Genomic DNA, 14,514 nt, shown 5'->3' with positions numbered 1-14,514 from the left:
CGCCGGCCGGCCTAAGACCCCTCCCGGGCTCCGGGTACGTCAGCCCGCCGACGGCACGCCGAGCAGTACGTCGGTGTACTTCAGCACCGCGAGGAGCAGGCCGACCACGCCGAGGGCGACGCCCGCCCAGGAGACCGACTTGATCCACGGGGCCTGCGGCCGGCCGGGCGCGCCGAACGCGGGCCGGGCCAGCACGACGACGCCGACGATCAGCGCGACCAGCGCGAAGATGCCGCCCCAGAGCGCGGTGGCCTGCCAGGCGTTGCCGTACCCCTTGTCGATCATGGTGGCGATGTCCGAGGACGAGGAGGTCTCGAGCTGGCCCAGCAGCGACTGGCGCGCGGAGGCGACGGTGCCGATCCAACTGCCGGTCAGCGACACGATGCCGAGCCCGGCGGAGACGACGGCCCCCGCGCCCTGCCCGACGCCGGAGGGGCCGGCCGGCCCGGTCTCCTCCGCGGTCGCCTCGCCCTCCGCGGCCTGCGGCGTCTCCTCGGCCCCGGCAGCCCCGGCGGCGTCCGCCCGGTCCGTCGCGCTGTCCTCGTCGGCCTTCGTCGCGGCCGCGGTCTCGTCCACTGTTTCCGTTCCCATGCCTCGCACCGTACGGACGCTCTCTGAGAGGTCCCTTAATGATCGTTGTGAGCGGTGCGCACGCGGGCCGCGCGCCATTCCGGCGCGAGGACCGCCCACACCTCTCTGTCCTGGCGCACTCCACGGTACGGGTAGCTCTGCCGGAGGATTCCCTCGCGGGTCATTCCGAGCCGGCGGGCGGTGTTCACACTGGGGGTGTTGGCGGACGAGGCGTACCACTCCACGCGGTGCATCCCGCGCTCTTCGAACGCCCAGTCGATCAGAACGCGGGCGCCCCGGGTGACCAGGCCCTTGCCGGTGCCGGCCGGTTCCAGCCAGCAGCCGATCTCGCAGACGCCGGTCGCCGCGTCGAAGACCCGGAACAGCAGGCCGCCGACGAGCTTGCCGTCCAGCCACAGCCCGTGCAGGGAGCCGCTGTCGGCGGCCCGCTTCTGGGCGTAGGAGGTCAGCAGGTCCCGCGCGGAGCCGGTGTCGGTGACCTGGGTGCCGAAGGGGATGTGCCGGGTGATGAACTCCCGCCCCCGGTCCATGTGCGCGAGGAACTCCTCGGCGTGCCACGGCTCCAGGGGGCGCAGTTCGGCCCCGTCGTCACCCAGTGCTTTCGCGTACATCCTGTTGCCGCTCCTTCCGCATGGCGCCCACGCCGTCCGTGAGCCTCTCATGGGCGGCGCCGCGGCACTCGGGCGGCTCGATGCTGATCCGGGGCAGGCGGGCGTCCAGCCGGCGGGGCAGCCACCAGTTGGCGTCGCCGAGCAGGTGCATGAGGGCCGGCACCAGCAGGGTGCGCAGGACGAAGGCGTCCAGGGCGACGGCGGCGGCGAGCGCGATGCCGAACATGGCGATCACCCGGTCGCCGCTGAGCACGAAGGCGAGGAACACGCAGATCATGACGACCGCCGCGGAGTTGATCACCCGGCTGGTCTCGGCGAGGCCGACGCGCACCGCCCGCCGGTTGTCGCCGGTCTCCAGCCACTCCTCGTACATCCGGCTGACCAGGAAGACCTGGTAGTCCATGGAGAGTCCGAAGAGGACCGAGACCATGATGACCGGCAGGAAGGGCTCGATCGGGCCGGAGCCGCCGAGGCCGAGCGGTTCGCTGCCCCAGCCCCACTGGAAGACGGCCACCACGACGCCGAAGGCACCGGCGACGGCGGCGATGTTCATCACGGCGGCCTTGACGGGTATGCCGACGGACCGGAAGGCCAGCAGGAGCAGCAGGCAGCCCAGGCCGACGACGACACCGACGAAGACGGGGAGTTTGCCCACGATGACGTCGGCGAAGTCGTCGTACCCGGCCGTGAGGCCGCCGACGTGGATGTCGAGGGAGGTGCCGTGCTCGGCGCGGGGCAGCACCTCCGAGCGCAGCCGGTCGACGAGGTCGCTGGTCGCGCGGGACTGGGGGGCGGAGTCGGGGACGACGGTGAGGTAGGCGGTGCCGCCGCCGGAGCCGTACGTCACCGGGGTGACCGAGGCGACGCCCTCGGTGGCGCGCAGCGAGGTGTCGAGGTAGTCCAGGGCGAGCCGGTCCTCGGCGCCGCCGACCTCGGTGACCAGGGTGAGGGGGCCGTTGACGCCGGGTCCGAAGCCCTCGGCGACCAGGTCGTAGGCGGCGCGGGTGGTGGAGCCCGCGGGGTCGTTGCCCTGGTCGGAGGTGCCCAGGCGCAGGCCGAGGGTGGGCAGGGCGAGGACCGTGACGACGGCCAGGGCGAGGGCGCCGAGCAGCTTGGGCCGGCGTTCCACCAGCGCCGACCAGCGGGCGGCGAACCCGGTCGGCAGTTCCGGCCGGGGCCCGTGCTCGGCGAGCCGGCGCCGCTCGCGCCGGCTCAGGGCGCGGGGGCCGATGAAGGAGAGCAGGGCGGGCAGCAGGGTCACCGAGGCGGCGACGGTGAGGACGACGGTGAGCGAGGCGGCTACGGCGACGCCGTTGAGGAAGCTCAGCCGGAGGACGAGCATGCCCAGCAGGGCGATGCACACGGTTGCGCCCGCGAAGACGACCGCCCGTCCGGTGGTGGCGACGGCCTCGGCGGCGGCGTCGGTGACGCTCAGGCCCCGTTTCAGTCCGCGCCGGTGCCGGGTGACGATGAACAGGGCGTAGTCGATGCCGACGCCCAGGCCGATCAGCATGCCGAGCATGGGCGCGAAGTCGGCGACGGTCATGGCGTGGCCGAGCAGGGTGATGCCGGCGTAGGCGGTGCCGACGGAGACCAGCGCGGTGGCGATGGGCAGCAGCGAGGCGGCGAGGGTGCCGAAGGCGAGGAACAGCACGACGGCGGCGACGGCCACGCCGACGGCCTCGGCGAGATGGCCGCCGGGAGCCCCGGTGCCCGGGACGGCGGTGCCGCCGAGTTCCACCTGGAGCTGGTCGGTCCGGGCGGCCCCGGCGGTGTCGGCGACGGCCCGCGCCTGGTCCTCGGGGAGGTCGCCGGCCTGCCGGTCGAAGGTGACGACGGCGTACGCGGTGCGGCCGTCCTCGCTGATCAGAGGGGTGTCGGGGGCGTCGTAGGGGTTGGTGACGGAGGCGATGCCGGGGAGTTCCTCGACGCGGTCCAGGGTGCGGGTCATGGTCTGCTCGACGGCGGCGGCGCGGACGGTGCCGCCGCCGTCGGGGGTGTGCCAGACGATGGTGCCGCCGTCGCCGCCGCTGCCGGGGAAGCCGGCGTCCAGCAGCCGGGCGGCGCGGTCGGACTCGGTGCCGGGGACGCCGTAGTCGTCGGAGTACGCGGAGCCCAGGACGGCGGCGCCCGCGGTGGTCGCGCCGAGGGCGAGGAGCCAGAGCAGAACGGTGACCAGGCGGCGTTGGACACACCAGCGTGCGAGGGCTGCCACGGACGTGCTCCCAGTGGTGAATGTGGATCTTTGACCGGGAACAGTCGTTCATGAGCTGAACGGCCCGCAAAGAACGCATGAGCAATGCGCTGTCACTCTTACAGGCGAATGTGATCCTTTGCGGAATACGTGGGCTGATTCACAGCGCACGGGAAACGCCCGGAGGGGCGCACCGGGCGGTGCGCCCCTCCGGGCGGGTGGGGTGACGGGGTGTCAGCCCTCCTGGACCCCCAGCTTCTGGAGGATCAGCTCCTTGACCCGGGCCGCGTCCGCCTGGCCGCGGGTCGCCTTCATGACGGCGCCGACCAGGGCACCGGCCGCGGCGACCTTGCCGGACTGGATCTTGGCGACGATGCCGGCGTTGCCGGCGATCGCCTCGTCCACGGCGGCCGACAGCGCGCCCTCGTCCGATACGACCTTCAGGCCGCGCTTCTCCACGACCTCGTCCGGGCCGCCCTCGCCGGCGAGGACGCCCTCGATGACCTGGCGGGCCAGCTTGTCGTTGAGGTCGCCCTCGGCGACCAGCTCGGTGACCCGGGCCACCTGCTGGGGCGTGATGGCCAGGTCGTCCAGCGACGTGCCCGACTCGTTGGCGCTGCGGGCCAGCTCGCCCATCCACCACTTGCGGGCGGCGGCCGCGTCGGCCCCGGCCTCGATGGTGGCGACGATCAGGTCCAGCGCGCCGGCGTTGAGGATCGCCTGCATGTCGGTGCCGGAGATCCCCCACTCCTCGCGCAGCCGGTTGCGGCGCACCAGCGGCAGTTCGGGCAGCGAGGCGCGGATCTCCTCGACCCACTCGCGGGACGGGGCGACCGGGACCAGGTCGGGCTCCGGGAAGTACCGGTAGTCCTCGGCCTCCTCCTTCACGCGGCCGGAGGTCGTGGACCCCGTGTCCTCGTGGAAGTGGCGGGTCTCCTGGACGATCGTGCCGCCGGAGGAGAGCACCGCGGCGTGCCGCTGGATCTCGAAGCGGGCGGCGCGCTCGACCGACCGCAGCGAGTTGACGTTCTTGGTCTCCGAGCGGGTGCCGAACTTCTCGGTGCCGTTCGGGCGCAGCGACAGGTTGACGTCGCAGCGCATCTGGCCCATCTCCATGCGGGCCTCGGAGACGCCGAGCGCGCGGATGACCTCGCGCAGCTCCCGGACGTACGCCCTCGCGACCTCCGGCGCGCGCTCCCCCGCGCCCTCGATCGGCTTGGTGACGATCTCGATGAGCGGGATGCCGGCCCGGTTGTAGTCGAGCAGGGAGTGGGACGCGCCGTGGATACGGCCGGTGGCGCCGCCGACGTGGGTCGACTTGCCGGTGTCCTCCTCCATGTGGGCGCGCTCGATCTCCACGCGGAAGGTCTCACCGTCCTCCAGTTGCACGTCGAGGTAGCCGTTGAAGGCGATCGGCTCGTCGTACTGGGAGGTCTGGAAGTTCTTCGGCATGTCCGGATAGAAGTAGTTCTTCCGGGCGAAGCGGCACCACTCGGCGATCTCGCAGTTGAGCGCGAGGCCGATGCGGATGGCGGACTCGACACCGGTCGCGTTGACGACCGGGAGCGCGCCGGGCATGCCGAGGCAGACCGGGCAGGTCTGGGTGTTCGGCTCGGCGCCGAGCGCCGTCGAACAGCCGCAGAACATCTTGGTCTTGGTGCCGAGTTCGACATGGACCTCAAGGCCCATGACGGGGTCGTACGACGCGAGTGCGTCCTCGTACGACACCAGGTCGGTCGTGGTGGTCACGGTGAAACTTCCCTCTCAGCCCAGCAGGACGTCGTCGTCGCCCAGCCGCTTCAGCTCGCGGTAGAGGATGGCGAGGCCGGTGACGATGGCGGCGGCGGACACGGCGGCGTCGAGCAGCCGGAGCGTGTCGCTCTCGGTGCGGGCGAGCTTCGCCTGCTTGGCGACGCTGACCGCGCCGAACGCGGTGGTGGCCATGGACAGGTACAGGCCGGACTTGGACTTCTTGAATCCCTTGGCCTTCGACAGTGCCTTGGTCACAGCGACGGAGCCTCCTCAAGCAGCGGGTGGCCCCACTTTTGCACGAAGGCGGCCTCGACGGCGGCGCCGACCTGGTAGAGCCGGTCGTCCTTCATGGCGGGGGCGATGATCTGCAGACCCACCGGCAGGCCGTCCTCGGGGGCGAGGCCGCAGGGCAGCGACATGGCCGCGTTGCCCGCCAGGTTGGTGGGGATGGTGCACAGGTCGGCGAGGTACATCGCCATCGGGTCGTCGGCGCGCTCGCCGATCGGGAAGGCGGTGGTCGGGGTCGTCGGGGAGACGATCACGTCGACCTGCTCGAACGCCTTCTCGAAGTCGCGGGTGATGAGCGTACGGACCTTCTGCGCGGAGCCGTAGTACGCGTCGTAGTACCCGCTGGACAGGGCGTACGTGCCGAGCATGATGCGGCGCTTGACCTCGGGGCCGAAGCCGGCCTCGCGGGTCAGGGAGGTGACCTCCTCGGCGGAGTGCGTGCCGTCGTCGCCGACGCGGGCGCCGTAGCGCAGGCCGTCGAAGCGGGCGAGGTTGGAGGAGCACTCGGACGGGGCGATCAGGTAGTACGCCGACAGGGCGAGGTCGAAGGACGGGCAGTCCAGCTCGACGATCTCGGCGCCCAGCGACTTCAGCAGTTCGACGGACTCGTCGAAGCGCTGGATGACGCCGGCCTGGTAGCCCTCGCCGCGGAACTGCTTGACGACGCCGACGCGCATGCCCTCGACGCTGCCGTTGCGGGCGGCCTCGACGACCGGGGGGACGGGCGCGTCGATGGAGGTGGAGTCCATCGGGTCGTGCCCGGCGATCACCTCGTGCAGCAGGGCCGTGTCCAGGACCGTACGGGCGCAGGGGCCGCCCTGGTCGAGGGAGGAGGAGAAGGCGACCATGCCGTAGCGGGAGACGCCGCCGTACGTCGGCTTGACACCGACCGTGCCGGTGACGGCCGCGGGCTGGCGGATAGAACCGCCGGTGTCGGTGCCGATGGCCAGCGGCGCCTGGAAGGCGGCGAGCGCGGCGGCGGAACCGCCGCCGGAACCGCCGGGGATGCGGGTGAGGTCCCAGGGGTTGCCGGTCGGCCCGTAGGCGCTGTTCTCGGTGGAGGACCCCATGGCGAACTCGTCCATGTTGGTCTTGCCGAGGATGACCACGTCGGCGGCCTTCAGCTTCCGGGTGACCGTCGCGTCGTACGGCGGGAGCCAGCCTTCGAGGATCTTGGAGCCGACGGTGGTCGGCACGCCCTCGGTGGTGAAGATGTCCTTAAGGGCGAGGGGGACGCCGGCCAGCGGGCCGAGCTTCTCCCCCCTGGCCCGCTTCTCGTCCACGGCGCGGGCCTGGGCGAGCGCGCCCTCGCGGTCGACGTGCAGGAAGGCGTGCACCTTCTCGTCGACGGTCTCGATCCGGGCGAGGTGGGCCTCGGTGACCTCGACTGCGGTCAGTTCACCGGAGGCGATCTTCGCGGCGGTCTCGGCCGCGGTGAGCTTGATGATGGGGCTGTCCGTCATGGCGGGTTACTCCTCCCCCAGGATCTGCGGCACCTTGAAACGCTGCTGCTCCTGGGCCGGGGCGCCGGAGAGCGCCTGCTCGGGCGTGAGCGACGGACGGACCTCGTCCTGCCGCATGACATTGGTCAGCGGGAGCGGGTGCGAGGTCGGCGGTACGTCTTGGTCGGCGACCTCGCTGACGCGGGCGACCGCGCCGATGATGTCGTCGAGCTGTCCCGCGAAGTGATCGAGCTCTTCGGGCTTCAGCTCCAGACGCGCCAGCCGGGCGAGGTGGGCGACCTCCTCGCGCGTGATGCCAGGCATGCAGCGTTCCTCTGGGGTGAGAGTGTGTGTTTCGCCCAATCCTATGGGGCGCGGTCCCTCGGCCGTTAAACGGTTTCCCGGTCAGACGGCGAACAGCAGGGCCGCGCTGATCAGGACGACGACCGCGGTGGCGAAGTGGATGCCGAAGGCCACCGCCCTGGTCCCGCCGTGGCGCAGCACGATCAGGGTGTCGCCGAACGGCACGATCGCCACGGCCAGCATGAACCAGGCCTCGGCGCGGGCCCCGGCGAAGATCAGCAGCGCCAGGCCCACCACGCCGAAGGTGAGGTCCCTGAGCCCTTTGACCGCGAGGTAGGCGGCGTCCCCGTCGGGCTTGGCGGGCACGCCGTACCCGGCCGCGGCGGGCCGGGGCCGGAGCAGGAAGCGCGCCCCGATGAACAGGATGAACAGGTCGAGGACGACGGCCAGGGTGTACGCGGTCACGGTCATGCCACATCTCCTTGCTAGCAGCGCTAGGACTGAGAGCGACGCTAACAGAGCGGCGACAGATTGGCTAGCGCTGCTAGAATTCGCTCATGTCGATCCAGACGCGCCGGGAGCGCGAACGAGCGGAGCGGGAGCGGCTGATCGTCGCCGCCGCGCGGGAACTGGCCGAGGCCGAGGGCTGGGAGGCGGTCACCACACGGAGGCTGGCGGCCGAGATCGAGTACAGCCAGCCGGTCCTCTACAGCCACTTCAAGGGCAAGGACGCGATCATGGCGGCGGTCGCGGTGGAGGGCTGCGCGGAACTCGCCGCCGAGCTGCGCGCGGCGCGCACCGCCGTCTCCGGACGCCGGGAGGCGCTGGCGGCGGTGGGCGAGGCGTACACGGCGTTCGCGCGGCGCCGGCCCGCGCTGTACGACGCGATGTTCACGCTGGCCGTGGGGCTGCCGTTCGCCACGGCGGAGGCGCCGCCCGAGCTGTGGGAGGCGTTCGAGGAACTGTCCCGGGCGGTGACGCCGGTCGCGGCGGAGGGCGAGGACCCGGTCCTGCTCACCGAGACGTACTGGGCGGCCCTGCACGGCCTGGCCACCCTGACCCGCAGCGGCCGCCTCCCCGAGGAGTCCCACGCCCACCGCCTGTCCCTGCTGACGGGCCACTTCGCGGCGGGGGTGGGGTGAGGCGGAGGGGGTGTCATCGGGCGGGGCGGGGCGGTCCGCGCGGGGCGGGGCGGTCCGCGCGGGGCGGGGCGGTCCGCGCGGGGCGGGGCGGTCCGGGCGGTTCGCGCAGAGCCGCGTGGTCCAGCGGGGTGGTCCGGGCGGGGCCGGGTGGTCCGGGCGGGGTGGTTCGCGCGGGGCCGGGCGACCCACGCGGGACGGGACGCGCGGGGCCGGATGCTCCAGGCGGTCCCGGGCGGGACGGTCCGGGCGGGGCGGCGCGAGCCGGAGGCGGGTGTCCTCGGGCGAGGGGGTCGGCCCTCCGTGGGCGCCGCCGCTCCGGCCGGCGGCTGGCCCCGCCGCCGGCCGGCCTGTCGACGGCCGGCCACTTCGCGGCGGGGCGGCCCGAGCCCGGGGCTCGGGTCCTCGGGCAAGGGCGGGTCAGGCGGAGCCGTCAGTCGTCCGTCGCCGCGGCCGGAAGGGCCGCGGCGGGCCGCTGCCAGCCCCGGGTCCCCCGCGCCCGCAGCCACGCCGTGGTCTCGTCCGGCGGCATCGCGGCCGCGACCAGCCAGCCCTGTACGGCGTCGCAGCCGAGGTCCCGCAGCCGCTCCCACGTCTCGTCGTCCTCGACGCCCTCGGCGATGACCAGCAGCCCGAGGGAGTGCGCGAGGTCGACCGTGCAGCGCACGATCGCCGCGTCCTCGGTGTCGACGGCCAGCCGGGCCACGAACGACCGGTCGATCTTCAGCTCGCTCACCGGCAGCTTGCGCAGATGGACCAGCGAGGAGTACCCGGTGCCGAAGTCGTCCAGGGACATCTTCACGCCGTGCCCGGTCAGCCCGGCGAGGGTGTCGGCGGCGCGCTGCGGGTCCTCCAGCAGGACGTGCTCGGTGATCTCCAACTGGAGCGAGCCCGCCGGGACCCCGTGCCGGGCCAGCCGGGCGGCGACCAGGCCCGCGAAGCCGGGCGTGTGCACGTCCCGCGGCGAGACGTTCACCGCGACCGGCACGAACAGGTTCTGGGAGCGCCACCGGGCGACCTGGGCCAGCGCCGTGTCCAGCACGTACTCCGTCAGGTGCGGCATCAGCCCGGAGGACTCGGCGATCGCTATGAACTCGTCCGGCGGTACCCGGCCCCGCTCCGGGTGCACCCAGCGCACCAGCGCCTCCAGGCCCGCGACCTGTCCGTCGAAGCCGACCTTGGGCTGGTAGTGCAGCTCCACCTCGCGGGCGTCCAGGGCGCGGCGCAGGTCGCCGAGGAGGCCGAGGCGGTCCGGGGTGTTGGAGTCCCGCTTGGACTCGTAGACCTCGACGCCCGTACGGTCCCGCTTGGCCTGGTACATCGCCACGTCCGCCCGGCGCAGCAGCCCCTCGGCGTCGAGGGCGTGGTCGGGGAAGACCGCGACCCCGGCGCTGGCCTCCAGCACGAGGGTGAGCCCGTCCAGGTCGAGGGGGGAGCTGAGGGCGCCGACCAGGCCGCGGGCGACCCGGATGGCGGAGGTGGCGGAGTCGGCGACGGGCAGCAGGACGGCGAACTCGTCGCCGCCGAGCCGCGCGGCCTCCGCCCCGCGCGGCAGCGCCAGCCGCAGCCGGTCGGCGATCTGGAGCAGCAGCCGGTCGCCGGCCAGGTGCCCCAGCGTGTCGTTGACCGACCGGAACCGGTCGAGGTCGATCAGCATCAGCGCGCTGCGGGCGCCGGCCCGGTCGGCGTCGTCCAGCGCCGTCCAGATGCGCTCCTGGAGCCACTGCCGGTTGGGCAGTCCGGTCAGCGGGTCGCGCAGTTGCTCCTCGGCCCTGGCGCGGGCGATCCACAGGGTGGAGTCGAGGGCGATCAGCGGGATGGCGAACAGCGGCAGCAGCACCGGCCGCGCGGAGGCGACCACGCAGACCAGCGGGGCGATGCCGAGCAGCGCGATCGCGACCAGGCCGTGCCGGGCCAGCGCGGTGCGGGCCACGGTGGGCAGGCCGGGGCGCGGCGTGTGCAGGTACCACAGCAGGGTGCGGGTGACGGCGAGGTAGGCGACGGCGACGAGGATCACCTTGGGCGCGGCGGACACCGTCCAGGTGGCCGGGTCCCAGGGCGTCTCGACGGAGGGCGCGGAGCCGCAGGCGCCCAGCAGGGCGGCGCCGGCGGCGATGCCGAGGATGTCGACCGCGCCGTGCAGCACGCCCTGGCGCCAGCGGCCCCGGCGGGCGACGCCGACCAGGACGACGACGGTGAGGCTGACCAGGCCGGCCGGGACCCAGCCGTACAGCAGCAGCACGGCGAGGGTGAGGGCGGCGCCGGAGCCGGTGCCGCCCCACCAGCGGGCGCGGCCCAGCATCACCAGGTGGCCGACGACGATGCCGGTGAGCACCGCCAGCGCCCAGCCGGCGGTGCCGGACGGGAAGAGGGCGTGGCCGTCGGTGAACGCCCGGTAGAACCCGGCGCCCAGGACGAACCCGGCGCCCGCGACGACCGCCGCGGGCAGGGCGGGCCAGGACAGGTGCCGTTCGGCGTCGGTGCCGGTATCGGTGCCGGGCAGGCCGTGCGCGCTCCCGGCGGCCGGCCGGTCGGCTCCGCGCCCGGTCGGCGTGCCGTGCGGTGCGGTGACGCTCCCCTGGTCCCCGACGCCCTCCGAAGGCTCCCCGGTCCAGCGGCTCTCACGCATCGCGTCGACCAGCCGGCGCATGCGCAGCCGTGAGCCCGCAGCGGCGCTCTCGGTCGGTTCCATTCCCGTCCCTCTCACAGCCGGCGGTGCCCACGCCACGCGGCCCGGTGCCCGACAGCCATCGACGGCTCCGCGTTGGAAGAATCCGTCCCCCCGCCCGCTCGGAGCACGGGGATGCCCCGGCCGCGAATGGGCACGGCAGGCGCACATCTCAACAGTAGGCCGCAGACGGCTTTCACGGGCCCCGGTCGTCGACGGTCGCCCGAATGCGACCCAGCCACCCGTATGCAACTGATATGCGCCGAACGGGTAGTCTTCAACCGCTGTTCGCCGGCTGTTCCTTGACTATTCTTCGGCCGGAAGCGCGGCGCCGGTCGCGGCTTCGGGTCCTTGTTCGAGCAGGATGTCGAATCCGTCCTCGTCAAGAACCGGAACCTTCAGTTGCATCGCCTTGTCGTACTTGGAACCGGGGTTGTCACCCACGACGACGAACGAGGTCTTCTTCGACACCGAACCGGTCACCTTCGCGCCGCGGCTCTGCAGGGCCTCCTTGGCGCCGTCCCGGGTGAAGCGCTCCAGCGTTCCGGTGACGACGACGGTGAGTCCGTCGAGGGGGCCCGGTCCCTCGTCCTCGCCGGTGCCGCGGTCCTCCAGGGGGACGCCGGCCGCCCTCCACTTGCGGACGATCTCGCGGTGCCACTCCTCGGCGAACCACTCCTTGAGGGAGGCGGCGATGATCGGCCCGACACCGTCGGTGTTGGCCAGCTCCTCCTCGGACGCCTGCTCGATTCTCTCCACCGAGCGGAACTGGCGGGCGAGTTCCCGCGCGGCCACGGGTCCGACGTGCCGGATGGAGAGTCCGTTGAGGAAGCGGGCGAGCGGGCGGCTCTTGGCCTCCTCGATGTTCCGCAGCAGGGCGAGGGTGTTCTTCTTGGGTTCGCCCTTCTGGTTGGCGAAGACCGTGACGATCTTCTCCTCGCCGGTCCTGGGGTCGCGCTTGGGCAGACCGCTGTCCGGGTCGAGGACGTACGCCTTGATGGGCAGCAGCTTCTCCACCGTGAGGTCGAACAGGTCGCCCTCGTCGACCAGCGGCGGGTCGGACGGCTCCAGCGGCCGGGTCAGGGCCGCCGCGGCGACGCCCCCGAAGTGCTCGATGTCCAGGCACTCCCGGCCGGCCAGGTAGGCGACCCGCTCCCGCAACTGGGCGGGGCAGGCACGGGCGTTGGGGCAGCGGAGGTCGATGTCGCCCTCCTTCATGGCCTTCAGCGGCGTCCCGCACTCCGGGCACTCGGCCGGCATCACGAACTCCCGCTCGCTGCCGTCCCGCAGGTCGGCGACCGGGCCGAGGATCTCCGGGATGACGTCACCGGCCTTGCGCAGCACCACGGTGTCGCCGATGAGGACGCCCTTGGCCTTGACGACCTCCTGGTTGTGCAGGGTGGCGAACTCCACCTCGCTGCCGGCCACGGTGACCGGCTCGACCTGCGCGTACGGCGTGACCCGGCCGGTGCGGCCGACGCCGACCTTGATGTCGATGAGCTTGGTGTTCACCTCTTCGGGCGCGTACTTGTAGGCGATGGCCCAGCGGGGGGCGCGGGCGGTGGAGCCGAGGCGGCCCTGGAGGCGGATCTCGTCGAGCTTGACGACGACGCCGTCGATCTCGTGCTCCACCGAGTGCCGGTGCTCGCCGTAGTGGGCGATGAACTCGCGGACGCCCGCGAGGTCGTCGACCACCCGGTTGTGCGCGGAGGTGGGCAGGCCCCAGTTCTTCAGCAGGTCGTACGCCTGGGAGAGCCGGGTCATGCCCGTGTAGCCCTCCAGGGCGCCGATGCCGTGCACGACCATGTGCAGCGGGCGGGTGGCGGTGACCCGGGGGTCCTTCTGGCGCAGCGAACCGGCCGCCGCGTTGCGCGGGTTGGCGAAGGGCTTGTCGCCGGCCTCCGTCAGGCGCTTGTTCAGCTCGTCGAACTTCTCCATCGGGAAGTAGACCTCGCCGCGGATCTCCACCAGGTCGGGGACCTCGTCGCCGGTCAGGCGCTCGGGGATCTCGGCGATGGTGCGCACGTTGGGCGTGATGTCCTCGCCGGTGCGGCCGTCGCCGCGGGTGGCGGCGCGGACCAGCCGGCCGTGCTCGTAGGTGAGGTTGACGGCGAGGCCGTCGACCTTCAGCTCGCACAGGAAGTGGAACTCCTGCTCGCCCAGCTCCTTGTGGATGCGCTCCACCCAGGCGGCCAGTTCGTCGTCGTTGAACGTGTTGTCCAGGGAGAGCATGCGGGAGCGGTGCTCGACGGCGGTGAACTCCGTCTCGTAGGAACCGGCGACCTTCTGGGTCGGCGAGTCCGGGGTGCGCAGCGGCGGGTACTCCTCCTCCAGCGCCTCCAGGGAGCGCAGCAGCCGGTCGAAGTCCGCGTCGCTGACGACGGGGGCGTCCTTCACGTAGTACCGGAAGCGGTGCTCCTCGATCTGCTCCGCGAGCCGCAGGTGCTTCTCCCGTGCCTCGGCGGGCACGCTCGTCGTCTCCGCTTGCTGGTCGCCGGCCACCGTGTATGTCCTCCCGTTACTCTGGGTCGTCCGCGAGGGATCTCGCCGCCCGGACGCAGTGGGCGAGCGCCCGCCGCGCGTACTCGGGGGACGCGCCCGCGAGTCCGCACGCCGGAGTCACCGTGACCGCGTCCGCGAGAAGCCCCGGATGCAGCCCCAGCCTGCGCCACAGCGTCCTGACACCCATGACGCTACCGGCAGGGTCTGACAACGGGCCCTCGGCGGTCGGCACGACACCGGCGAACAGCCGGGTGCCGCCCTCCACCGCTTCCCCGATCACCTCGTCGTCACGCTCCGTGAGGAGGGAGAAGTCGAAGGAGATGCCGTGCGCCCCGGCCCGGCGCAGCAGGGCGAAGGGGACGTCCGGCGCGCACGAGTGGACGACGGCCGGGCCGCCGCCGTGCGTCCCGAGGACGTCCCGCAGGGTGGCCTCCACGATCTGCCGGTCGACCGCCCGGTGGGTGCGGTAGCCGCTGGCGGTGCGGACCTGTCCGCGCAGTACGGCGGTGAGGGACGGCTCGTCGAGCTGGAGCACGACGGTGGCGCCGGGCACGCGGCGGGCGACCTCGGCGAGGTGCAGGCGCAGGCCCTCGGCGAGGGAGGCGGCGAGGTCGCGGACGGCTCCGGCGTCGGACAGGACGGCCTCGCCGCCGCGCAGTTCCAGGGCGGCGGCGAGCGTCCAGGGGCCGACGGCCTGCACCTTCAGCGGCCCGGTGAAGCCCTGGGTGAACTCCTCCAGGGCGTCGAGGTCCTGCCGGAGCCAGGACCGGGCCCGCCGGGTGTCGCGGCCCGGCCGGTCGCCGAGCCGCCATCCGCTGGGCTCCACGTGCGCGTACAGCTCCACGAGCATCCCCGCGGTCCGCCCGATCATGTCGGCGCCGGGGCCGCGGGCGGGCAGCTCGGGCAGGTACGGGAAGTCCTCGAAGGTGCCGGTGACGGCCTTGACGGCCTCCCGGGCGTCCTGGCCCGGCATGGACCCGACGCCGGTGGCGGCACCGAACCTGGTCTCGCTGTTCTCGCTCAC

Annotated in this window: 12 protein-coding genes; 1 reads left to right on the top strand and 11 read right to left on the bottom strand. The window is 72.9% G+C overall.

The window, feature by feature from the left end; all coding sequences use genetic code 11:
• Nucleotides 1–39 precede the first annotated feature (39 nt).
• From ACFY32_RS20680 to ACFY32_RS20645, 8 genes are all read right to left on the bottom strand, one after another.
• On the bottom strand, nt 40–591 hold the full coding sequence (locus ACFY32_RS20680; protein ID WP_359193720.1) for a hypothetical protein: 552 nt from the start codon (nt 589–591) through the stop codon (nt 40–42).
• Nucleotides 592–626: 35 nt separating this feature from the next.
• The gene (locus ACFY32_RS20675; protein ID WP_359193723.1) at nt 627–1,202 is read right to left on the bottom strand and encodes a GNAT family protein; all 576 of its coding nucleotides are present in this window, start codon (nt 1,200–1,202) and stop codon (nt 627–629) included.
• The gene (locus ACFY32_RS20670) at nt 1,180–3,417 is read right to left on the bottom strand and encodes an MMPL family transporter (protein WP_359193726.1); all 2,238 of its coding nucleotides are present in this window, start codon (nt 3,415–3,417) and stop codon (nt 1,180–1,182) included. The genes ACFY32_RS20675 and ACFY32_RS20670 overlap by 23 nt, the downstream gene beginning before the upstream one ends.
• A gap of 213 nt (nt 3,418–3,630) precedes the next feature.
• Nucleotides 3,631–5,145 (bottom strand): Asp-tRNA(Asn)/Glu-tRNA(Gln) amidotransferase subunit GatB, encoded by a 1,515-nt coding sequence (gene gatB, locus ACFY32_RS20665; RefSeq protein WP_390674919.1) that lies wholly within the window; start codon nt 5,143–5,145, stop codon nt 3,631–3,633.
• A 15-nt stretch (nt 5,146–5,160) separates the two neighbouring features.
• A complete protein-coding gene (locus ACFY32_RS20660) occupies nt 5,161–5,403 on the bottom strand; it encodes a hypothetical protein (protein WP_359193732.1) in 243 nt (80 codons plus the stop codon).
• A complete protein-coding gene (gatA, locus tag ACFY32_RS20655; protein WP_390674918.1) occupies nt 5,400–6,899 on the bottom strand; it encodes an Asp-tRNA(Asn)/Glu-tRNA(Gln) amidotransferase subunit GatA in 1,500 nt (499 codons plus the stop codon). Before gatA ends, ACFY32_RS20660 begins: the two co-directional genes overlap by 4 nt.
• 6 nt (nt 6,900–6,905) lie before the next feature.
• Entirely contained in the window at nt 6,906–7,202 is a 297-nt protein-coding gene (gatC, locus tag ACFY32_RS20650; protein ID WP_359193738.1) for an Asp-tRNA(Asn)/Glu-tRNA(Gln) amidotransferase subunit GatC, read from the bottom strand.
• A gap of 81 nt (nt 7,203–7,283) precedes the next feature.
• On the bottom strand, nt 7,284–7,652 hold the full coding sequence (locus ACFY32_RS20645) for a DUF4267 domain-containing protein (protein WP_390674917.1): 369 nt from the start codon (nt 7,650–7,652) through the stop codon (nt 7,284–7,286).
• Between the two features lie 86 nt (nt 7,653–7,738).
• Between ACFY32_RS20645 and ACFY32_RS20640 the strand changes: the two genes are divergently transcribed.
• Nucleotides 7,739–8,323, top strand: coding sequence for a TetR/AcrR family transcriptional regulator (locus tag ACFY32_RS20640; RefSeq protein ID WP_390674916.1), 585 nt, complete (start codon nt 7,739–7,741; stop codon nt 8,321–8,323).
• A 430-nt stretch (nt 8,324–8,753) separates the two neighbouring features.
• On the opposite strand, the gene ACFY32_RS20635 is transcribed toward ACFY32_RS20640, so the two are convergent.
• The 3 genes from ACFY32_RS20635 to ACFY32_RS20625 form a co-directional block, all read right to left on the bottom strand.
• Entirely contained in the window at nt 8,754–11,012 is a 2,259-nt protein-coding gene (locus ACFY32_RS20635) for a putative bifunctional diguanylate cyclase/phosphodiesterase (protein WP_390674915.1), read from the bottom strand.
• A gap of 282 nt (nt 11,013–11,294) precedes the next feature.
• Nucleotides 11,295–13,490 carry an NAD-dependent DNA ligase LigA gene (gene ligA / locus ACFY32_RS20630; protein WP_390674914.1) on the bottom strand — a complete coding sequence of 732 codons (2,196 nt, stop codon included), beginning with the start codon at nt 13,488–13,490 and terminating at the stop codon, nt 11,295–11,297.
• 16 nt (nt 13,491–13,506) lie between these two features.
• Nucleotides 13,507–14,514: a methionine synthase gene (locus ACFY32_RS20625; RefSeq protein WP_390674913.1), complete on the bottom strand. Its 1,008-nt coding sequence runs from the start codon at nt 14,512–14,514 to the stop codon at nt 13,507–13,509.

The sequence above is a fragment of the Streptomyces sp. NPDC000134 genome (assembly GCF_042899225.1).
GTDB lineage: Bacteria > Actinomycetota > Actinomycetes > Streptomycetales > Streptomycetaceae > Streptomyces.
Note: the sequence above shows the minus strand (reverse complement) of the source record. Positions and strands in the feature narration are given on the sequence as shown.